The following is an 18,688-nucleotide window of genomic DNA, read 5'->3' as shown; positions in this document are numbered from 1 at the left end:
GGGGTTGTCTCCATCGCTAAAAGTTTCAGTCGCCGAGGGCTTCGCCTTCACGTCGAGGGTCCGCGCCGCCACTGAGTGACACTTTGCCCTGGGCATCGCGGGTGCGCACGATGGCCTGCACGCCACTGGTCATATCGATCTCGTTGAGGGCATGGCCCTTGTCTTTCAGAGCCTGTTTCAACCCGGGGCTGAACAAGCCCGCTTCCAGTTCGGTGGCACCATTGCGGCTGCCAAAGTTGGGCAGGCTGATGGCCGCTTGCGGGTCGAGTTGCCAGTCGAGCATCGCCACCAGGGACTTGCTCACGTACTCGATGATCTGCGAGCCTCCCGGCGAGCCGACGGTGGCCAGCAACTCGCCGCTGTGGCGGTCGAAGACCAGCGTCGGCGCCATGGCCGAGCGCGGGCGTTTGCCGGGCTCGACGCGGTTGGCTACGGGCTGGCCGTTTTCCTCGGGGATGAACGAGAAGTCGGTCATCTGGTTGTTGAGCAAAAAGCCCTGGACCATCACATGGGCGCCGAATGCCGCTTCGACCGTGGTGGTCATCGACACGGCACCGCCCTGGTCGTCCACCGCCACCACTTGCGAGGTGGAGATGCGCAGCGGCGAGCGGTCTGGGGCGTACGCCACTGCGATGCCCGCTGGTGTGCCGGGCTTGGCGATGCCCATGCTGCGTTCGCCGATCAAGGCGGCGCGTTTGGCCAGGTATTCAGGGGCGACGAGACCGGCGAGCGGCACGGGAACGAAGTCGGCATCGGCCACGTACAGCGCGCGGTCGGCGAACGCCAGGCGGCCGGCTTCGGAGAGCAGGTGCACGGCCTCGGGCGTCGGTTCCAGGCCGGCCGGTGAGGCGCTCTTGCGCGGTGTCATCGGCGCGATGGCCTGTTGCGGGTTACGCGCTTGCAGCGCCTGCAGGGTGCCGAGGATCTGCGCGATGGCAATCCCGCCCGACGACGGCGGCGGCATGCCGCAGACTTTCCATTGCTTGTAGTCGGTGCACAGCGGCGCACGCTCTTTGGCGCTGTAGCCTTGGAGGTCCGCCTGGGACAGGCTCCCGGCGTTGCCGTGGCCCTGCACCTTGCGTGCGATTTCAGCGGCAATCGGCCCGTGGTACAGCGCGTTTGGCCCTTCCTTGGCGATGCGTTGGAACACGGCGGCCAGCGCCGGGTTTTTCAATAGCGTGCCGGTGGCCTTGGGCGTGCCATCGGCATTCAAGAAATACGCCGCCATGTCCGGCGACTGCGGGATGTAGCGGTCAGCGGCAATCAGCGCGTGCAGGCGCGGGGAAATCGCAAAGCCCTGCTGCGACAAACGAATCGCCGGCTCGAACAGCGTAGCCCAGGGCAGGCGCCCGCTCTTGTCGTGGGCCATTTCCAGCGCGCGCAAAACCCCCGGCGTGCCGACGGAACGCCCGCCGATCTGCGCCTCGGCAAACCCCATCGGTGTGCCGTCGGCCCTCAGGAACAAGCGCTCGGTCGCCCCGGCCGGTGCGGTTTCGCGGCCGTCATAGGCGTGCACGTTCTGGCCGTCCCACAGCATGATGAATGCACCGCCGCCAATGCCCGACGACTGTGGCTCCACCAGGGTCAACACGGCCTGCATCGCAATCGCCGCGTCAATCGCCGAACCGCCTTGGCGCAGCATCTCGCGCCCGGCTGCGGCGGCCAGTGGGTTGGCGGCGGCAGCCATGTGGCGCTCGGCGTGACGCAGCGTGAGGTCGCTGCGATAGCCCGAGCCCAGCTCCGGTGCCGGAGGTTGTTCGGTGACTGGGCTGTGGCAGGCGGCCAGGGTGAGGGTCGCAGCCAAGACCGACAACGGCCGGCGATAAATCGAAAACACGCGCTGAACTCCGTTCATTTTGAGAATGATCTGTTGTCCTTGGGGCTTGGTGTTTTACAGGTAAATCGTGCCTTGCAGGTAGAGCACGGCGTTGCCCGAGATGATTACGCGGTCGCCCTGGAGCTCGCAGCGCAACTGGCCACGGCGCTTGCCGCCTTGTTCGGCGGTCATTTGCTGCTTGCCCAGGCGCTCGGCCCAGAACGGTGCCAGCGAGGTGTGGGCGGAACCGGTGACCGGGTCTTCATTGACGCCCACGTTCGGCCCGAACCAGCGCGAGACAAAATCGAACCGCGCGCTTTTGGCTGTCACGGCGATCCCGCGCTTGGGCAGGCCCTTGAGGCGCGCGAAGTCCGGGGTCAGCGCGGCGACCTGGGCTTCGTCGTCCACCAGCACGATGTAGTCATCGGTGCCGAAGACTTCGGCGCGCTCGATGCCCAGCGCGCTCAACATCCCCGCCGGCGGCTCGCAACGCTCCGGGCGCTTGGCCGGGAAGTCCATCGCCAGCTCGTCGCCATTGCGTGTCACCCGCAGCTCGCCGCTGCGGGTGGCAAAGCGCAGCACTTCGGGGGCGTCCGCCAACTGGTGGATCAACACCCAGGCCGCTGCCAGCGTGGCATGGCCGCACAGGTCCACTTCGACTTCCGGGGTAAACCAGCGCAGCTCATAGATATCGCCACGCGGCACGAAAAACGCGGTCTCCGAGAGGTTGTTCTCGGCGGCGATGTTGTGCAGTTGTTCGTTGGGCAGCCATTCGGTCAGCGGGCAGACGGCCGCCGGGTTACCGCCGAAGGTGTGTTGGCTGAAAGCGTCGACTTGGTAGATGTCCAATTTCATCGGGGGCGCTCCGTGTGGGGGAGGCAGGACACTAACAGTGGGTCAGTGGGGGCGTCGACGTACAGATGGCGGTTTTTTTTGAACGTATGTGTGCGGTACTTTTCCGCAGGCATAAAAAAACGGCCTACCTTTCGGTAAGCCGTTTTTAGTACTTGGTGGCTACACAGGGACTTGAACCCCGGACCCCAGCATTATGAATGCTATGCTCTAACCAACTGAGCTATGTAGCCAAGTGGCGCGCATTATTCGCGGAGAACGGGAATGCGTCAAGCGTTTATTTTTAATTTTTATCTACGCTTTCAACTGTTTAAGCGAAATAGGCTGAATCCGCGACGAGTGGCGCGGTGGGCGTTGATGTTTCTGCGCTGAAGAATTCAGGTGGAGGGAGCGGTTTTTCGGTGGGGGGCGATCGACGAGGGGCGCGGCGATGGCCTCTTGGTGCCGTTGGCGTGTGACCCGGTTGGGCAGATATCCCTGTCGCCCAACGCGTAGCCTTACTTAGGGGTGTCGCGAGTTATGGGTGACGCGCTTGAGTTGTTCGCGCGCTCGCGATAGGCGTGAGCGAACCGTGCCGATCGGGATGTCCAACACGTCGGCGGTGTCCTGGTAGCTGCCGTCGGTTTCCAGCGAGGCGTACAGTGTTTTACGCATCTCCATCGGCAGGTGGTCAATGGCGGTCAGGGTTTTCTCCAGGCGACGGTTGATTTCGAATTCCCAGTCCAGGTTACGGCTGTCCTCCTGGCCATGCCACAGCGTCTCATCGAATTCGCAATGGACCGGCTTGGCATACATGCGCCGGAAGTGGTTGCGGATCAGGTTCTGGGCAATGCCGCACATCCAGGTGCTGAGGGTGGCCTGGCCGCCGAAGCGCTCCCTATTGCGCCAGGCCTCCAGGTAAGTCAGTTGCAGAAGATCATCCGCATCCTCGGGATTGAGCACACGTTTGTGAATAAAACGGCGCAGCTTTTTTTGCTGGTCGTCCGTCAGGTGAAGCATGAATTGAGGCGAACTGCCAACAAGGTGAACCAAAGCTTCAATAGGGATACTCATGATTTTTTCCTTTGGGTAGACGCAGTCGAAACGTATCGACAGGAACCCGATAGCACTGCTTGTGCCAAATGGAAAAAAACATGTAACTAGTTGATTTATATAAATTAATATCTTGTATTGAAGCGCTTTCATGCAGTGTTTTGCACGTGTGAAAACAGAGCGTTTGCAAGTATTTTCAAACTCGCAGTGGCATTGAATCTCGATGGAACCACATGGGCCGGTCTCGCCACACAAGGAAATACTCTTCCTGAACGGGCCTGCCCATGAAAGTCGAATCCCATAGCGATGTGCAAACAGTCCAACACTTGGATAAACCTGTTGTCAGCAATGCTTCCGTGCCCGAGCCGGCGAAGGGGAGTGATGAACTGGCCCTTCTGTTCAATCAGGAAGTGGAGCTCAATAAGCTCCCGCTGGCCCAACGACAGATGGGGTTGCGCGTGCCTCCAGCGGAAAAAATGGTGCAGCTCTATGACCAATTGGGTCATCCGGCCCAGGCAAGCATGGCCTCCATTTCGCGTCTCATCAGGATGCTGTTGCTGCAAAAAGCGAATATCGACGAGTTGCTCGCAGAGGTGGGTGGGGATCCGGCGCGTGCGTTTGTGGTGCTCAAGCATGTGGCTGCCCACGCGGACGCTGAAGCGCGTCGCCCTGAGGCCGACGCGGCACGCGCAGCTATTGCCAACCTGGAGGCCAAATACGAAAGGGAGATTCTGGCTGGCCTGAACACCGCCCGCTCATTGCAGGCGGCCAGTGTCGATCCGCAGGAGCGCCAAGCACTGCGGTCGCTCTACTACGCCAGTGTGGTCACGCGCCAATCCCTAACGACGATGATGCAAACCTTACTGGGTGTGTACGGCGGCGAGCGCTTCCACGAGGGGCTCAATGTGATGCGTAAAGCCTTGGTGGACGATATCGCCGCCAAGAAGTCATCGATGGACAAGCCACTGTTGCATTCCTTGCTGCTGGGCCTGCGAAGCTGTGGGCAGTTGGGCTCAGTGTTAGCCGGATGCCTGGCGTTGAAACTGCGACTGGGCATTGAACAGGAGGCCGTTACCCTTCTGCAGCGCCTGCTCGGATATGCCAACAGCGGTATCGCCGCCGAGGAAATCTTGCTGCTTGGGCAAGAGATGGGAGGCAGTTTGCGCCCTCGAAGGCTGGTAGCTCTGAACGCGCTTTTCCCTCTGTTCCGGGAGCTACCTATGGCCTTGTGGCCTGACAGTCGAGTCCGCGAGGAAACCTTGTTCACGTTTATCGCGTTGATGGATGAACTGAACCGGAGCGACGGTGGCACCCAGCGGTTTCCAAACATGGCAGGGGCCTGACATGCCTCTACTGTCGTCCATCAATGGCTTGCTGCTCAAAGTGGCGCAGCGAGCCGAAGTGCTGGGCGCCGTGGTGGTCATGGCCATTATCTTTATCTTTATCGTGCCACTGCCGACCTGGCTGGTAGATATTCTGATTGCGCTCAATATCTGCATATCTTGCCTGTTGATCGTGCTGGCGCTTTATCTACCGGGCCCTTTGGCGTTCTCGTCGTTCCCGTCGATCCTGTTGCTGACCACCATGTTTCGGCTGGCACTGTCGATCGCGACCACGCGCCTGATCCTGTTGGAGCAGGACGCCGGTGATATCGTCGAGGCGTTCGGTAATTTCGTGGTGGGGGGAAACCTGGCGGTAGGGATGGTGATCTTCCTGATCCTGACCCTGGTCAACTTCCTGGTGATTACCAAGGGTTCGGAGCGGGTCGCCGAGGTCGCGGCGCGGTTCAGCCTGGATGCCATGCCGGGAAAGCAAATGTCGATCGACAGCGATTTGCGTGCCGGGCTGATTGACGGCATTCAGGCGCGTGACAAGCGCGATCAGCTGTCGCGTGAAAGCCAACTGTTCGGGGCCATGGATGGCGCCATGAAATTCGTCAAGGGCGATGCCATCGCCGGTTTGATTATCGTCGTGGTGAACCTGTTGGGAGGCTTTTCCACGGGCATGTTCCAGCACGGCTTGAGCGCTGCCGACTCCATGGCGTTGTACTCGGTACTGACCATCGGTGATGGCCTGATTGCACAAATTCCAGCGCTGCTGATCTCCCTGACTGCCGGCATGATTATTACCCGCGTGGCGCCGGACGGGCGCAAAGGCATCACTAACATGGGCGCCGAAATTGCCCGGCAAATGACCAGCGAGCCGAAAAGCTGGGTGATTGCGTCGGTGGGGATGCTTGCGTTTGCTGCAGTACCTGGCATGCCTACCCTGGTGTTTATCCTGATTGCGCTGATAACCGGCAGCCTGGGTTACTTCCTGGTGCGCCAGCGTGCCCGACAGGAAAAGCCCTCCGATGAAGCCGCCACCGCCGTGCGCCCCGAAGAGAACGGTAAAGAGGACTTGCGCGGATTTGATCCGTCGCGCCCCTACCTGTTGCAGTTTTCCCCCGTCCTGCGCGGGACGCCCGAAGTGACGGATCTGATTCATGGGATTCGCCAGGCCCGAAACTCGCTGGTCGCCAACATTGGCCTGACATTGCCGCCGTTCGAAGTCGAACTCGATGACGCCCTGGCCGACGATGAAATGCGCTTTTGCGTACATGAAGTGCCCATGGTCAGGGCGTCGGTGGTTGGTCGTGTGGCCGTTGCGCGAAACGTGCTGACGGTTGAGCCTGAGCACGCCATACCGGGGCTGGTCGAGCGGGATGAACAGGATTGGCTCTGGCTGCCTCCTGATGATCCGTTGCTTGATGATCCGCAACTGGAGCGCTTCACTGCCACGAGCCTGATTATCGAGCGTATGAAGCAGGCAATGATGCTCAGCGGGCCCCAGTTCCTGGGGATTCAGGAGAGCAAGTCGATCCTGAGTTGGCTGGAGCAAAACCAACCGGAGCTGGTGCAGGAACTGCAGCGCATTATGCCGCTGTCGCGTTTTTCAGCGGTGTTGCAACGCCTGGCCAGTGAAGGTGTACCCCTGCGGGCGGTGCGGCTGATCGTCGAGTCGTTGATCGAATACGGGCAGCATGAACGTGAGCCGGAAGCCCTGGCCGACTATGCGCGCATTGCCCTCAAGGCGCAGATCTACCACCAGTACAGCGAGGACGACGGCCTGCATGCATGGCTGTTGTCGCCACAGAGCGAAAACATCCTGCGCGAAGCCCTGCGCCAGACCCAGACCGGGGTGTTCTTTGCGTTGGGCGAGGACCACAGCGCGGTGCTTATCAGCCTGCTCAATCAGGCCTTTGTCTTAAGGGCCAAGACCAAAAGCGTGATGTTGGTGGCGCAAGACTTGCGCAGCCCCTTGCGCACCTTGTTGCTGGAAGAGTTCAACCATGTGCCGGTGCTGTCTTTCGCTGAGTTGGGGAGCAGCTCCAAGGTCAAGGTGTTGGGGCGCATTGACCTTGGTCAGGAAGCGTTGATGCGGGGTGCAGCGGCATGACCCCACGGCCATGGTCGGTTGGAAGGAGGGCTTGGTGATGTTCGAGTTGCGGGTGCTTGATGGGCTGCGGCAGGGCGCCGCGTTACCGTTGTTCGGCGAACAGTGGAGCATCGGTGCCCAGGCAGACGCTGACTTGGTGCTGAGCGATCCAGAGGTTGCCGAACATCATGCTCTGCTGCGGTTTTTCGACGCCAACTGGTCGGTGCAGGCCCAGGCGCAGTTGGTGTACGCAGCGGATGGCCAGGCCAGGGCGCAGATCCCGCACCTGGCGTTGAACGTTCCCTTCCTGGTGGGCGGCGTACGTCTGTGTGTGACCTTGGCGGAGCAGCCGTGGCCCCAGCCAACGGCCCCGGTATCCGTAGCGTCGTCGCCATCGCCGGATGAACCGGCGCGGGCGCTGAAGTTATCGTCCATCTCACCCATCCAGCAAAAGCGCTTGATTAGCCTGGTGCTGGTGATGGCGGTGGTCATCGCGGTGGTGGGCATGGCCTCCACAGGGGAGCACGAGGCGCAGGCTTCCCTGATGCCCGCGGTGGTGAACAAACACGAATTGGCTTCACCGTTTGACGTGCGCCAGCAGTTGCTGAAGATGCTCGGCGAGCGTGAGTTGAGCCAGCGGATCAGCTTGCAAGTAATCAATGGCCAAGTTGTGCTCAGTGGGGGCGTGTCCCAGGACGATGTGGAGTTGGTGGCGCGGATGCTCAGTCGTTTTGGTGAGCAATTTGACAGCGCGGTACCGGTTATCAGCCGTGTGCGTGTGCGCGATGATGCATTGCCGTTCAGGATTGTGCAGATCATCGGCGGGCCGAACGGTCACGTGGTTCTGGAGGAGGGCAGCCGACTCTTTGTTGGCGATCAGGTGGAAGGGCTGCGCCTGGTACTGATCGACAACAGCAAGGTGGTGTTTGATGGCACGCAGCGTTACGAGGTGCACTGGTGAGTACGCCATTGCACGTGCGCCTCGACGCCTGGCAACAGCGTCAGGCCCAGGCGCTGGGCAGCTTTGCGCCGGTGGCGATGCGCGGTCGAATCCAGCGCGTCAACGGCATGCTGCTGCAGTGCCGGCTACCTCAAGCGCGCATCGGCGACTTGTGCCGGGTCGAAAAAACGCCGGGTGACTACATGCTCGCCGAAATCATCGGCTTCGATCAGCAAGATGCGGTGCTAAGTGCCCTGGGGAATCTGGAAGGCGTGCGCGTGGGGGCCAGTGTCGAGCGCCTGGGCGTATCGCATCGGGTGCAGGTCAGCGCAGCGCTGTTGGGCCAGGTGCTGGATGGTTTCGGACGGCCGATCACGGGGCAGGGGGCCAGTGCGTTTGTCGACGCCGAGCTGCCGGATACCAGTGCGGTGTTGTGCGAAGCGCCGTTGCCCACCGAGCGGCCGCGGATCAACCGTGCGCTGGCTACCGGAGTACGTTCCATCGATGGATTGATGACGCTCGGTGAAGGCCAGCGCGTCGGTCTGTTCGCCGGGGCCGGCTGCGGCAAGACGACCTTGTTGGCCGAGATCGCCCGTAACGTCGAGTGTGATGTCATTGTGTTCGGCCTGATCGGCGAGCGGGGTCGGGAATTGCGCGAGTTTCTCGACCATGAGCTGGATGACCAACTGCGCGCCAAAGCGGTACTGGTGTGTGCCACATCTGATCGCTCCAGCATGGAGCGCGCCCGCGCCGCGTTCACCGCCACGGCATTGGCCGAAGGTTTTCGGCGCAAGGGGCAACGGGTGTTGCTGCTGATCGACTCCCTGACCCGTTTCGCCAGGGCCCAACGCGAAATCGGCCTGGCTGCCGGCGAACCCCTGGGACGCGGTGGCCTGCCGCCTTCGGTGTACAGCTTGCTGCCACGCCTGGTTGAGCGCGCCGGGCTGACCCGCGAGGGTGTGATCACGGCCATCTACACCGTGCTGATCGAGCAGGACTCGATGAATGACCCGGTGGCCGATGAAGTACGTTCGCTGCTCGATGGCCATATCGTGCTGTCACGCAAATTGGCCGAGCGTGGGCACTATCCGGCGGTGGATGTGCTGGCCAGCCTTTCACGAATATTGACCAACGTCGCCGAGCCTGAAGATATCCGCGCGGGTACGGCGTTGCGCCGTCTGTTGTCGGCCTACCAGCAGATCGAGCTGATGCTCAAGCTGGGGGAGTACCAGCCTGGCAGCGATGCCCTGACTGACCTGGCAGTGGACAGCCGCCAGGCGGTGGACGGTTTCCTTCGCCAGGATTTGCGTGAGCCCACGCCGATGGCGGCCACGCTGGAGCAACTGAAGGAGCTGACGGCCTATGTCCCATTCTGATGTGCTGCTCGGTGAAGTGGAGACGCTACGGCGTCTGCGCAGGCACAGGGCCGATCGGGCCGAGCGTGCCCTGCGCGAGGCGAAACGAGAGCAGCAGGCCCTGCTTGTTCACATCCGGCAGGCCCAGGATGCACTTGAGCACACGCGGCAGGAGGAGGCCCGGCAAAGTGCTCAGTTGCTCAGCCAGCACCAGGGCCAGACGCTGACCTTGACGGGTCTGAAATCCTGGCGCGCACAGGAGCACTCTTTATCTGCCAGCACCCAGCGCGAAGAAGGGCAACTCGAGGCGTTGCGCAACCAGCGGACAGAAAAGGAACACCGGGTTGGCAGTGCCCAGAAACAGGTCACCGAATGCCTGCGGCAGGTGGAAAAGCTTCAGGAGCTCTCTCTTTTACTGGCACAGGAGCCGACATGACCCAGGTAGCAAATAAACCGACCGAGCGTCCACGCCTGCGTGAACCACGGGATGAGCGTGAACCGGGCGCGGTGGGCGTCGTGCCCTGGGAGCAAGGGCGACTGTTCGCACGGTTGTTTGCTGATGAGCGGGAGGGCGGTGGAGCGGGAGCCTCCTTATCGGCGAAAAAATCAGCAGCGGGTGTCGCCCAGATCGAAGCGCTCGCCGAACAGCTGGGGCCGCGTGTGCTGGCCGGTTCGCAGTGGCCGTTGCAGGCGGTGCTGTACTTGCCACGCCTGGGCCGGATCAACGCCAGCGTGCGCCGGGAACAAGGCGCCTGGGCCATTGAGCTGGAGGCGGAACACGACGCCACCGCGCGCTGGCTCAGCGGCGTACGGCAACAATGCGAGGGCCGCTTTGCGCAAACGTTGGGGCTGCCGGTCAACCTGGTTCTGCCAAACGTCGGTAAACCATGATCGTACCGATAGTGACATTGCCTTCGATCAAGGGCGACGTGGTTGCCGCACGCCACCGACTGGGCCGCGGCCTGCACCTGCCGTTCAAGGTCGTGGGGCAGGCCGGGGAGTTGCGGCTCGAGCCTGGACGTCCGCCATCTGGCGGCGAATCGCTGTGCTTCGACACGCAATGCGGTGTGCTGGCGCTCGCTCAGGCAGGGCCGTTGCTTAGCCTGCTGGGGGAGTGTCCGGTGACCTTCGCTGGGGCTGGTGACGACCCGGACTCCTGGTTCTGGGCGTTGTTCCAGTATCACCTGAGCCCCGAAGTACGAGCGCTGTTGGGTTATGTGCGGTTGCTGCACGCCGAGCGACCAAAGGGCTTTGGCTGCCGTCTCACCGTGACGCTGGGGGCGTCCCGGGTCGAGGGGTATGTGTGGCTGAGTCCGGAAAGTTTTTTTGCGTTGCATGAAGCGGGGGCCTGGCAGGCCTCGGCTGCACCGCTGCCGTTGTCGTTTCAACTGGCAATTGACGTGACTCTTGGGCGGTTGCGGTTACCCATCGTACAGGCTGGCAGCCTGCGAGCCGGCGATGTGCTGGTGCTTGAACAGACTGCTTTCCAGGCCGGGGGCAGCGGTTATGTGCCGGTCGGCAGAAAGCGCCTGCATGGCGGTATTGACGATGACACCGGATGGTTACGTTTCATTCTTACTTCTATCGAGGGCACGTCCGTGGACGAAGATCTAGCTGTACCTCATTACTCGGGGCATGAAGACGATGAACCCGTCATGGATGTATTCGGCCCCGAGCCTTTTGATGAATTAAGCATGGCGCTGAGCGTACGCTGCGGAACACTGAACTTGACCTTGGGGGAGTTGCGTAACCTCGCGCCCGGCGCGGTGCTGGGTATTGCCGGTTTCGCCCCCGGCATGGCAGGCCTGTATTACGGCGATCGGCCCATTGGCCAGGGGCAGTTGGTGGAGGTCGACGGGCGCCTGGGGTTGCAGTTGTCCCGGGTGGTGTTCGGTCGATGATACTTCAAGGGCTGGACCCGATAGTCCTGGCGATATTTCTGGGGGCGCTGTCGTTGATGCCCATGCTGTTGGTGGTCTGCACAGCCTTCTTGAAAATCGTGATTGTGCTGATGATTACCCGCAATGCCATCGGCGTACAACAGGTCCCGCCGAGCATGGCCATCAACGGAATCGCCCTGGCGGCCACCCTGTTTATCATGGCGCCGGTGGGGTATGAGATCGCCGAGAGCGTCAAGGCTTCGCCCCTGGACATGAGCAACGTGCAAACGTTTCTGGATACCGGTAATGAGGCCATCAAGCCCTTGCGCGCCTTCATGCTGCGCAATGTGGATGCGGATGTGCTGACCCATCTACTGGAAAACACCGCACGTCTGTGGCCTGCGAAAATGGCGCAGGAGGTCCAGCGTGAGGACCTTATCCTGCTGATTCCGGCCTTTGTGCTATCGCAATTGCAGGCGGGGTTCGAGATCGGCTTCCTGATCTACATCCCCTTCATCGTGATCGACCTCATTGTTTCCAACCTGCTGCTGGCGCTGGGCATGCAGATGGTCTCGCCGATGACCATTTCCCTGCCGCTCAAGCTGTTGCTGTTCGTGCTGGTGTCTGGCTGGTCGCGGTTGCTCGACAGCCTGTTCCTTTCTTATCTCTGAGAGGCGTATGGAACCTATCGTGCTATTCAAGCAGGGCATGTTGCTGGTGGTTGTGCTGTCGGCGCCGCCGCTGATCGTGGCGGTGGTGGTCGGGGTGCTGACCTCCCTGGTACAGGCGTTGATGCAGATCCAGGACCAGACATTGCCCTTCGGCATCAAACTGGTGGCAGTGGGGATCACATTGATCCTGACAGGCCGCTGGATTGGCGTGGAGTTGATCCAGCTGATTAACCTGACGTTTGAAATGATCGGCCGTTCGGCCCTGAACTGAGGCCTGACCTGTGCTGCTTTATCTTGAATATTTACCCAGCCTGATTATCGGCATGGCGCGTATCTACCCCTGCGGCATCCTGGTGGCGGCGTTCTGTTTTCAACACGTGCGCGGCCTGCCCCGGCACACCATCGTGATGGTCATGGCGCTGCTGCCCGCTCCGGGCATTCACGCAGCTCTGGCGGGGCAGGACATTTCAGCACTGATGATCGGTATGCTGGTGCTTAAAGAGGTGGTCCTGGGATTGCTGCTAGGGGTGTTGTTGGCGATGCCGTTCTGGATGTTCGAATCGGTGGGCGCGCTGCTGGACAACCAGCGTGGAGCCTTGGCCGGTGGCCAGTTGAACCCGTCACTGGGGCCGGACGCGACACCGATCGGGCACATGTTCAAGCAGCTGGCGATTTACCTGTTGATAGTCATCCTGGGGTTGGGCGCGTTGACTCAGGTGATCTGGGACAGTTACCTGATCTGGCCACCCACCGTGTGGTTTCCGCTACCCGCCGCCGAGGGCATGAGCGTATTTGTCGGGCTGCTGGGTGACACGTTCATGCACATGATGCTCTACGCAGCGCCCTTTATTGCCGTGTTGTTGCTGTTGGAGTTCGGCATTGCGTTGCTGGGTGTCTATAGCCAGCAATTGCAAGTGAGTACCTTGGCGCCGCCGGTCAAATGTCTGGCGGGAATTGGTATTTTGTTGCTGTACTTTGCCTTGTTGCAGGACCTGATTGTCGGGCGCATGAGCCAGTTGGGTGACCTCAAGCACTACCTGGGGCTTTTGTTCAAGGTCCCGGCGCCGTGAGTGATTCGGGGGAAAAAAAGCACCCGGCGTCCGCCAAGAAACTGCGTGACCAACGCAAGAAAGGTCAGGTCTCGCAAAGCCAGGATGTGAGCAAACTGCTGGCGCTGACGGCGATCAGTGAGGTCGCCTTGTTCACGGCCGAGACCAGCCTGCTGCGCTTTCAGCAACTGCTGGTGTTGCCGATGTCACGCTTGAGCCTGCCGTTTGTGCGGGCGCTGGAAGAGGTGCTGATGGAGGGCCTGGTCATGTTCTTCTCGTTCTCTCTGTTGATGGCCGGGCTGGCGATTGCCGCGAAGCTGATTGGCAGCTGGATGCAGTTCGGCTTGCTGTTCGCCCCGGACACGCTGAAACCGGATTTCAATCGCCTCAACCCGATCAGCCAGATCAAGCAGATGTTCTCTGCGCAGTCGCTGATGACGCTGCTGATGAGCATCGCCAAGGCGTTCCTCCTGGGCCTGATTGTGTATGTGGTGGTCTGGCCCTCCTTGGGGACGTTGATAAACCTTGCCAACAGCGATCTGCCAAGTTACCTGCTGGCGCTGATCGCGTTGTTCCGTCACTTGCTGCATGCCTGTCTGGGGCTGTTGCTGGTGTTGGCGCTGATCGATCTGACCTTGCAGAAGTATTTCTTCGCCAAGCGTATGCGCATGACACAGGTTGAGGTCACGAAGGAATACAAGGACATGGAAGGCGACCCCCATGTGAAGGGCCAGCGCCGCGCATTGGCCCAGCAATTGGCCCAGGAGGAACCCAAGGTCAAGCTGCCCAAGCTGGAGGAAGCCGACATGCTGGTGGTCAACCCGACACACTTTGCGGTCGCCCTGTATTACCGCCCCGGCGAGACGCCGTTGCCATTGCTGATTGGCAAAGGGACGGACGCTGAGGCCCGTCAATTGATTGCCCAAGCGAAGGCGGCCGATGTGCCGGTGGTCCAGTGTGTATGGCTGGCCCGCACGCTCTACACCAACCGGCTCGGCATCAGCATTCCTCGCCAGACGTTGCAGGCCGTGGCGTTGATCTACCGCACGTTGCGTGAGCTGGACGACGAAGCCAAGCGCGAAACCCTGGAGCTGCCGGAGCTGGAGCGGCGCTGATTAGCTGTTGGTGTGGGCGTCCAGGGCCTCAAGGTTGGCCAGCGCGAGTATCCGGCTGAGGATCTTGTCGGCGGTCTTCTGCGTTGTCGGCAGTGCATGCCAGATCACCAGTGCGTTGTCGGCATCGAGGTAGGCAAAGCAGCCATCGAAGATCTGGGCCTGCTCAAAGCGCCTCTCTAGTACCCTCTGCAATTGTTTGGCTTGCAACGCTTCGCGCGCGACGCGCAGCGCTAGCCCCTGGCGTTCGACGTACACTTTGATGCCGGGAGCGAGCGGCAGGTGAGCGGCAGTGCCGCTCACCACGTTCTCCAGAAATACCTGACGTTGATCGGAGGGCATTTACGCGGTACTCATCGTTCCAGCGATATGGTCTGGTAGTCCGCGCGCTCTCCGGCCGGGCCGGGCTCTGCGCGCATCTGCGATGGCCACCAGATCACCATCTTATCCGGGGTCGACTGGGGGCGTGAGCAGGAGTCACCTTTGCACGTTGGGGTACAGCCAGTGATGAGCAACACCAGGCCGGTCAGGGTGACGCATAGCAATGGGTGTTTCATGGTCGGACCTTCTGAAGAGGAGTAATCAAGGTGGGGCGGGGGACGCTCAGGTGTTCATCCTTCACCACTGGCCGCATGGCGATAAATACCTCGGCTTCCTCTCCAGGCTTCAGCCAGGCGCGCGGCCAGACGGTGACGGCCAGGGTCTGCGAGTTGCTGCATTCTTTTTCGTCGATGCGCACATTGCGGTTGAACGTGTTGCGCAGCACCACGACCGCGACGTTGTATTCAGGGCCTGCGTACCACTGGCTGCGCTCGGCGCTCAACGCCAGCAAGTCGCGGGTACTGCACAGTGTGTTCAACCCCAGGGGCATGGGCGCCAACTTGAAAGCCTTGGGCACTTGCCCCGTCACCAGGTGCGCCAGGGTGCTGATGATGTCGCTACGCTTTATCACGGGCTGGTGAGGGGCGTATCGCCGGGCCAGCGGTGTCAGGGCGGCCTGCAATTCGACTTGGTCTGCCTGGGGCAAGTAGCGGGACGGGTCGGCTTGGTCGCCGATAACGCGTGGGGTGATGATGAACAGGCGTTCACGCCGATTGTTCTGCCTTTCGCTCGAGGAGAACAATGCCTTGCCCAGCAGCGGAATATCGCCCAGCAGCGGCACCTTGTTTTGCTTGTCGGTACTTGCCGTGACGTGGAAGCCACCCACCACCATCGAGCGCTTCTCCGCCATGACGGCCTGGGTACTGACGTTGCCGCGGCGAACATCAAGGTCTTTGAGGTCGCGTTCGGGGTTGGATTCGTCGAACGTGCCGTCCTCGATATCCACGGCCAAGTGGATCTGATGGCCTCCACGGCTGGTAATGACGCGGGGCACGACCTGGACGCTGGTACCCACGGTGACCGGTAGTATGGTTGCGTTCTCACGTCCGGGGGTCAGGTATTGAGTTCGGTTGAAGTCGATTACCGCCGGCTGGTTTTCCAGGGTGAGCACGGAAGGGTTGGACACCATGGTTGCCAGCCCCTTGGCTTCCAGCGCTCGTATATCGGCATAGAAACGGTCGCGATTATTAATCGACAACTGCTGCGATGTGCCCGGTGCCACATTTGCGTGACCACGGAACCGGCTGTTCTGAAACCCCCAGGTCACACCGAACTCACGCAATTGCGTTCGCTCGATATCAAGAATGATCGTATCGATTTCCACCAGTTTGCGTGCGACATCGAGTTGAGCGATCAACTCGCGGTACATGGCCTGGCGCTCTGGCACGTCATAGATCAACACCGCGTTATTGCGTACATCGGCTTCGACACGAACCCGGTTGGTGGGTGTCGGCGCGCGTGGGGTGAGTGTCGCGCCACTGTCCAACGGCATGATATTGCTGTTTGAACCGAGCATCTGCCCCAGCAAGGGATTGCTCAAGCGGGGAGCGCTCGGCGTGAGAGGGGCGGGTTGTGAGGAGGAACGCGGGTTCATCGCCGAGGTCATCGCATTGGAGCGCGGCTCCAGCAACCCTCTCAAAATGCTGGCAACGCCCGGAATGGTCAGCTTTTCACCGCGATAATCCAATGGGCGATCCGCTGCACTGGCGAACTTCAGCGGGAAACTCAGCACAGCCTGCATTTCATCCGCTGAGCGGCGCTGGCTGCTGAACTGCTTGATTTGTTCGATATAGCGCCGGGGACCAGAGACCAGCACGACGCCATCCTCGGGCAATTCCCCCCAGCCGAAGCGACTATCGAGCAGGCCAATATCGGTGAGGGCCTGCTTGAGGTCGGCAATGGTTTCGGAGGAAACCTCCAGGCGCGCGGACTCTTGTTGGTCCAGCGTGCTGATGTAAAGCGTGTTGTTGTACATGTACCACTGGAAGCGGTGCTCTACTCCCAGGCGGTCGAGCAATGACTGCGGGGTATTGGCGCGTATCTTGCCATTGACCGTGCCCTCCAGCAGACCCTCTATTTGCAATTGTGCGCCGAAGGTCTTAGCGAAGTCTTCGAGTACGTCCCGCACTGGCTTGTGCTCGGCTTCATAGGCGTAGGCGGTGTTTTTCCATGCGGGAGGGATGGCGGCCAACGCGCTTTCTGCTGAAACCAGTAGCCAGGAAAACAGGAACATTTTCCGCCAATGGGCTCTTTTGGCTAACCCCCCGGGCCAGCCAAGGCACAAGCGGTTAACCTTATGGGTCTTGTTAGGCATAGACAGTTCTCTTATTTGTACGAGCGTAAACGCAGCGGAGTGGGTTTGAGGGGCGGGGCTGGGCGAGCAAGGCGTGCAACGATTGCGCGCCATGTGTCGCGTTGGTTGAGTAAAACCTCCAGGCAGTGGAGCACGTAGGCTTCTCCACGGTCGGTGCGCAGGCTTTGAATCAGCCATAGCGCACCTGTGCCAGCTTTCTGGGCCAGTGCACCCTGGAAATGGCTCAAGCTGGCTGCGCCCAGGCGCAGCCAGCCTTGCAAGGCTGGGTTATCTGGCAGAGTTGAGGTCAGTTGAACGCCCATTAACACAATGTCTCCCTGACGCTGCAGGGTGACTTCGTCTTCGCCTTCAAACAGGGCGATTTCCCGCCCACCGTTGCTCAGCCAGTCACCCACGAGCACTTTCATTTACGGAAAGCTTTCAATAGTTGTTTTGAGTATTTGGTTGACCGTTTTGTTGAAATCGTTATAAAGCATGAAAGTTGCCTCTCTGCGTTCTACTAAATGGAAGAAAAAATCGCTGTCTCCGGCGGCCAGGCTTTCTTCAAAGCCGGATTCGTAGTCTTTATATGCAGAAGTTTTATTTCGGGAAACCTGATGAGTTTGCTCTTTGAAGAAGTCCATGGTTTTTTCTCCGCGATCTATTGCTGATGAATGTATTAAACAGCCAGCGCTTAATGCTGAATATAAATAAAGTCTTCGTGTTTGTAGGATTAGATCTCAATCAAACTTTCTTTGACCGGGTTGGGGAACGTCTCGAGCATGGCGTCCCAGCTGATACGGAAGTCTCCTTCATCTGTTTTCAGTACGAGCGTCTGGGGATGAAGAGTGTCGTCGGCGTTTAACTTCCAGAATCTGCTCTTGTGACGGGCAAGACCCTGTCTTATCTCCTCAAGATCATGGGGATGACAGAACAGCGTCGCACTGACTTCCTGGACTTGGCTCTGCAACAATTGCTTTAACAGCGCTGCAAGCCTTTGCGGGGCAACCGACTCGTCGAGCAGACGGCGAATAGCCAGGTTGGTGATGGTGGTCGCGTAGTGTTCAAGGTTGTCGCACATCGCTTGACGGTCGAGCGCCCATTGCTTGAATTGAGCGTCGGCGCGTTGCCAGATTTCCAGTGAGGCGTGTTCAAGCAGTGCCTCGCATTTTTTTTCGGCCTGGCTTATCAATGCGTCGGCCTGGGCACTGGCACGACTTAAGAGCCGGTTGGCCTCTTCCCAATTGGCAAGCTCTTCGCGCGGGATAAGGCTTCCTCGCGCAGCGGATGCGCCCTTGCGTAACTCAATAGTATGTCGGCATAACATCACTGGTTTCCTCGTCCGCGCGAGACAGGGGCATGTTGTCGCTCTGCGTGGTCGTGACGCGCCACACGACGGCCTGCCAGAGCGTGTTCAATCGGCTGCTCGCATTTCCGAGTGGGACGCTTGCTGTTTCAGCCTCGCTCACACGTGCACGGGGGAAGCGCAAGCGAAGGCGCTGCCAGGTAGCGGGTTCAACCCAGCTATGAAGCAGTCGCAGCGGGTCGGCATGTGGAGGCAGCATGGTCGGGGGCAGCGCCATGGCGAGGCGGATGCACCACTGATGATGGCTTTCGCTCAACGGTACCGCCGCTGCTGGATTGAGCGTGTGGCTAACCAACGTCAGCACCTGGTTGAGTTGGTCTGTAGAGGCCAGCGCCAACCGAAGTACCGTAGCGTGAGGCGTAGCAGGCAAGCAGGCGACAAAACCCGCCAGCTTGTCTGGCACGGACCGGCCACTGTGAAACAGCTTTTCAATCGCACGATACTCGTCATTTCTCCAGTCCTGGTGAGCATGCTCCCACGGAAAAGCCCACCATTGAGCCCAGGCAAGTTGTTCACGCATGGGA

21 protein-coding genes and 1 tRNA gene are annotated in these 18,688 nt (G+C 60.3%); 11 read left to right on the top strand and 11 right to left on the bottom strand.

Going from position 1 to position 18,688, the window contains the following annotated elements; genetic code table 11:
• Positions 1-25: 25 nt before the first annotated feature.
• The 4 genes from ggt to NUV89_RS07245 form a co-directional block, all read right to left on the bottom strand.
• The gene (gene ggt / locus NUV89_RS07260) at positions 26-1,855 is read right to left on the bottom strand and encodes a gamma-glutamyltransferase (RefSeq protein WP_257780766.1); all 1,830 of its coding nucleotides are present in this window, start codon (positions 1,853-1,855) and stop codon (positions 26-28) included.
• 36 nt (positions 1,856-1,891) lie between these two features.
• The gene (locus tag NUV89_RS07255) at positions 1,892-2,671 is read right to left on the bottom strand and encodes a PhzF family phenazine biosynthesis protein (RefSeq protein WP_257780765.1); all 780 of its coding nucleotides are present in this window, start codon (positions 2,669-2,671) and stop codon (positions 1,892-1,894) included.
• Positions 2,672-2,824: 153 nt separating this feature from the next.
• Positions 2,825-2,901, bottom strand: a tRNA-Met gene (locus NUV89_RS07250).
• Positions 2,902-3,169: 268 nt separating this feature from the next.
• Positions 3,170-3,721 (bottom strand): RNA polymerase sigma factor, encoded by a 552-nt coding sequence (locus NUV89_RS07245; protein ID WP_257780764.1) that lies wholly within the window; start codon positions 3,719-3,721, stop codon positions 3,170-3,172.
• A gap of 263 nt (positions 3,722-3,984) precedes the next feature.
• Here NUV89_RS07245 and NUV89_RS07240 point away from each other — a divergent pair, with 263 nt between their 5' ends.
• From NUV89_RS07240 to sctU, 11 genes are read left to right on the top strand one after another with little or no spacing between them, the layout of a single operon-like run.
• A complete protein-coding gene (locus NUV89_RS07240) occupies positions 3,985-5,043 on the top strand; it encodes an HrpJ domain-containing protein (protein WP_257780763.1) in 1,059 nt (352 codons plus the stop codon).
• A 1-nt stretch (position 5,044) separates the two neighbouring features.
• The gene (sctV, locus tag NUV89_RS07235; RefSeq protein WP_257780762.1) at positions 5,045-7,138 is read left to right on the top strand and encodes a type III secretion system export apparatus subunit SctV; all 2,094 of its coding nucleotides are present in this window, start codon (positions 5,045-5,047) and stop codon (positions 7,136-7,138) included.
• 37 nt (positions 7,139-7,175) lie between these two features.
• Positions 7,176-8,078, top strand: coding sequence for an FHA domain-containing protein (locus tag NUV89_RS07230; RefSeq protein WP_257780761.1), 903 nt, complete (start codon positions 7,176-7,178; stop codon positions 8,076-8,078).
• Entirely contained in the window at positions 8,075-9,433 is a 1,359-nt protein-coding gene (locus tag NUV89_RS07225) for a FliI/YscN family ATPase (RefSeq protein ID WP_308220187.1), read from the top strand. Before NUV89_RS07230 ends, NUV89_RS07225 begins: the two co-directional genes overlap by 4 nt.
• On the top strand, positions 9,420-9,848 hold the full coding sequence (locus NUV89_RS07220) for a YscO family type III secretion system apparatus protein (protein ID WP_257780760.1): 429 nt from the start codon (positions 9,420-9,422) through the stop codon (positions 9,846-9,848). The genes NUV89_RS07225 and NUV89_RS07220 overlap by 14 nt, the downstream gene beginning before the upstream one ends.
• The gene (locus NUV89_RS07215) at positions 9,845-10,303 is read left to right on the top strand and encodes a type III secretion system HrpP C-terminal domain-containing protein (RefSeq protein WP_257780759.1); all 459 of its coding nucleotides are present in this window, start codon (positions 9,845-9,847) and stop codon (positions 10,301-10,303) included. The genes NUV89_RS07220 and NUV89_RS07215 overlap by 4 nt, the downstream gene beginning before the upstream one ends.
• Entirely contained in the window at positions 10,300-11,313 is a 1,014-nt protein-coding gene (locus NUV89_RS07210; RefSeq protein ID WP_257780758.1) for a FliM/FliN family flagellar motor switch protein, read from the top strand. The genes NUV89_RS07215 and NUV89_RS07210 overlap by 4 nt, the downstream gene beginning before the upstream one ends.
• Positions 11,310-11,963 (top strand): type III secretion system export apparatus subunit SctR, encoded by a 654-nt coding sequence (gene sctR, locus NUV89_RS07205; RefSeq protein ID WP_257780757.1) that lies wholly within the window; start codon positions 11,310-11,312, stop codon positions 11,961-11,963. Before NUV89_RS07210 ends, sctR begins: the two co-directional genes overlap by 4 nt.
• Before the next feature lie 7 nt (positions 11,964-11,970).
• On the top strand, positions 11,971-12,234 hold the full coding sequence (sctS, locus tag NUV89_RS07200; RefSeq protein WP_005784582.1) for a type III secretion system export apparatus subunit SctS: 264 nt from the start codon (positions 11,971-11,973) through the stop codon (positions 12,232-12,234).
• A 10-nt stretch (positions 12,235-12,244) separates the two neighbouring features.
• Positions 12,245-13,033, top strand: coding sequence for a type III secretion system export apparatus subunit SctT (sctT, locus tag NUV89_RS07195; RefSeq protein ID WP_257780756.1), 789 nt, complete (start codon positions 12,245-12,247; stop codon positions 13,031-13,033).
• Positions 13,030-14,127 (top strand): type III secretion system export apparatus subunit SctU, encoded by a 1,098-nt coding sequence (gene sctU / locus NUV89_RS07190; protein WP_257780755.1) that lies wholly within the window; start codon positions 13,030-13,032, stop codon positions 14,125-14,127. The genes sctT and sctU overlap by 4 nt, the downstream gene beginning before the upstream one ends.
• On the opposite strand, the gene NUV89_RS07185 is transcribed toward sctU, so the two are convergent.
• From NUV89_RS07185 to NUV89_RS07155, 7 genes are all read right to left on the bottom strand, one after another.
• The gene (locus NUV89_RS07185) at positions 14,128-14,466 is read right to left on the bottom strand and encodes a transcriptional regulator (protein WP_257780754.1); all 339 of its coding nucleotides are present in this window, start codon (positions 14,464-14,466) and stop codon (positions 14,128-14,130) included.
• Positions 14,467-14,477: 11 nt separating this feature from the next.
• On the bottom strand, positions 14,478-14,681 hold the full coding sequence (hrpT, locus tag NUV89_RS07180) for an HrpT family type III secretion system protein (RefSeq protein ID WP_257780753.1): 204 nt from the start codon (positions 14,679-14,681) through the stop codon (positions 14,478-14,480).
• A complete protein-coding gene (gene sctC / locus NUV89_RS07175) occupies positions 14,678-16,819 on the bottom strand; it encodes a type III secretion system outer membrane ring subunit SctC (protein WP_257780752.1) in 2,142 nt (713 codons plus the stop codon). Before sctC ends, hrpT begins: the two co-directional genes overlap by 4 nt.
• An 11-nt stretch (positions 16,820-16,830) precedes the next feature.
• Entirely contained in the window at positions 16,831-17,226 is a 396-nt protein-coding gene (locus tag NUV89_RS07170; protein ID WP_257780751.1) for a type III secretion protein, read from the bottom strand.
• Positions 17,227-17,442: a type III secretion protein gene (locus NUV89_RS07165; RefSeq protein ID WP_257780750.1), complete on the bottom strand. Its 216-nt coding sequence runs from the start codon at positions 17,440-17,442 to the stop codon at positions 17,227-17,229.
• Positions 17,443-17,531: 89 nt separating this feature from the next.
• Positions 17,532-18,125, bottom strand: coding sequence for a type III secretion system stator protein SctL (sctL, locus tag NUV89_RS07160; protein WP_257780749.1), 594 nt, complete (start codon positions 18,123-18,125; stop codon positions 17,532-17,534).
• Entirely contained in the window at positions 18,103-18,684 is a 582-nt protein-coding gene (locus tag NUV89_RS07155; RefSeq protein ID WP_257780748.1) for a type III secretion protein, read from the bottom strand. Before NUV89_RS07155 ends, sctL begins: the two co-directional genes overlap by 23 nt.
• Positions 18,685-18,688: the final 4 nt, after the last annotated feature.

Source organism: Pseudomonas sp. 18.1.10, from assembly GCF_024655625.1.
In the GTDB taxonomy this organism is placed as follows: Bacteria; Pseudomonadota; Gammaproteobacteria; order Pseudomonadales; family Pseudomonadaceae; genus Aquipseudomonas.
The sequence above is the reverse complement of the archived record's forward strand: the minus strand, read 5'-3'. Positions and strand labels throughout refer to the sequence as shown.

Excerpts from the sequence above, each read along its gene's own strand:
- ggt (WP_257780766.1), bottom strand. The coding sequence starts at position 1,855 with ATGAACGGAGTTCAGCGCGTGTTTTCGATTTATCGCCGGCCGTTGTCG.
- NUV89_RS07255 (WP_257780765.1), bottom strand. The coding sequence starts at position 2,671 with ATGAAATTGGACATCTACCAAGTCGACGCTTTCAGCCAACACACCTTC.
- NUV89_RS07245 (WP_257780764.1), bottom strand. The coding sequence starts at position 3,721 with ATGAGTATCCCTATTGAAGCTTTGGTTCACCTTGTTGGCAGTTCGCCT.
- NUV89_RS07240 (WP_257780763.1), top strand. The coding sequence starts at position 3,985 with ATGAAAGTCGAATCCCATAGCGATGTGCAAACAGTCCAACACTTGGAT.
- sctV (WP_257780762.1), top strand. The coding sequence starts at position 5,045 with ATGCCTCTACTGTCGTCCATCAATGGCTTGCTGCTCAAAGTGGCGCAG.
- NUV89_RS07230 (WP_257780761.1), top strand. The coding sequence starts at position 7,176 with ATGTTCGAGTTGCGGGTGCTTGATGGGCTGCGGCAGGGCGCCGCGTTA.
- NUV89_RS07220 (WP_257780760.1), top strand. The coding sequence starts at position 9,420 with ATGTCCCATTCTGATGTGCTGCTCGGTGAAGTGGAGACGCTACGGCGT.
- NUV89_RS07215 (WP_257780759.1), top strand. The coding sequence starts at position 9,845 with ATGACCCAGGTAGCAAATAAACCGACCGAGCGTCCACGCCTGCGTGAA.
- NUV89_RS07210 (WP_257780758.1), top strand. The coding sequence starts at position 10,300 with ATGATCGTACCGATAGTGACATTGCCTTCGATCAAGGGCGACGTGGTT.
- sctR (WP_257780757.1), top strand. The coding sequence starts at position 11,310 with ATGATACTTCAAGGGCTGGACCCGATAGTCCTGGCGATATTTCTGGGG.
- sctS (WP_005784582.1), top strand. The coding sequence starts at position 11,971 with ATGGAACCTATCGTGCTATTCAAGCAGGGCATGTTGCTGGTGGTTGTG.
- NUV89_RS07185 (WP_257780754.1), bottom strand. The coding sequence starts at position 14,466 with ATGCCCTCCGATCAACGTCAGGTATTTCTGGAGAACGTGGTGAGCGGC.
- hrpT (WP_257780753.1), bottom strand. The coding sequence starts at position 14,681 with ATGAAACACCCATTGCTATGCGTCACCCTGACCGGCCTGGTGTTGCTC.
- sctC (WP_257780752.1), bottom strand. The coding sequence starts at position 16,819 with ATGCCTAACAAGACCCATAAGGTTAACCGCTTGTGCCTTGGCTGGCCC.
- NUV89_RS07170 (WP_257780751.1), bottom strand. The coding sequence starts at position 17,226 with ATGAAAGTGCTCGTGGGTGACTGGCTGAGCAACGGTGGGCGGGAAATC.
- NUV89_RS07165 (WP_257780750.1), bottom strand. The coding sequence starts at position 17,442 with ATGGACTTCTTCAAAGAGCAAACTCATCAGGTTTCCCGAAATAAAACT.
- sctL (WP_257780749.1), bottom strand. The coding sequence starts at position 18,125 with ATGTTATGCCGACATACTATTGAGTTACGCAAGGGCGCATCCGCTGCG.
- NUV89_RS07155 (WP_257780748.1), bottom strand. The coding sequence starts at position 18,684 with ATGCGTGAACAACTTGCCTGGGCTCAATGGTGGGCTTTTCCGTGGGAG.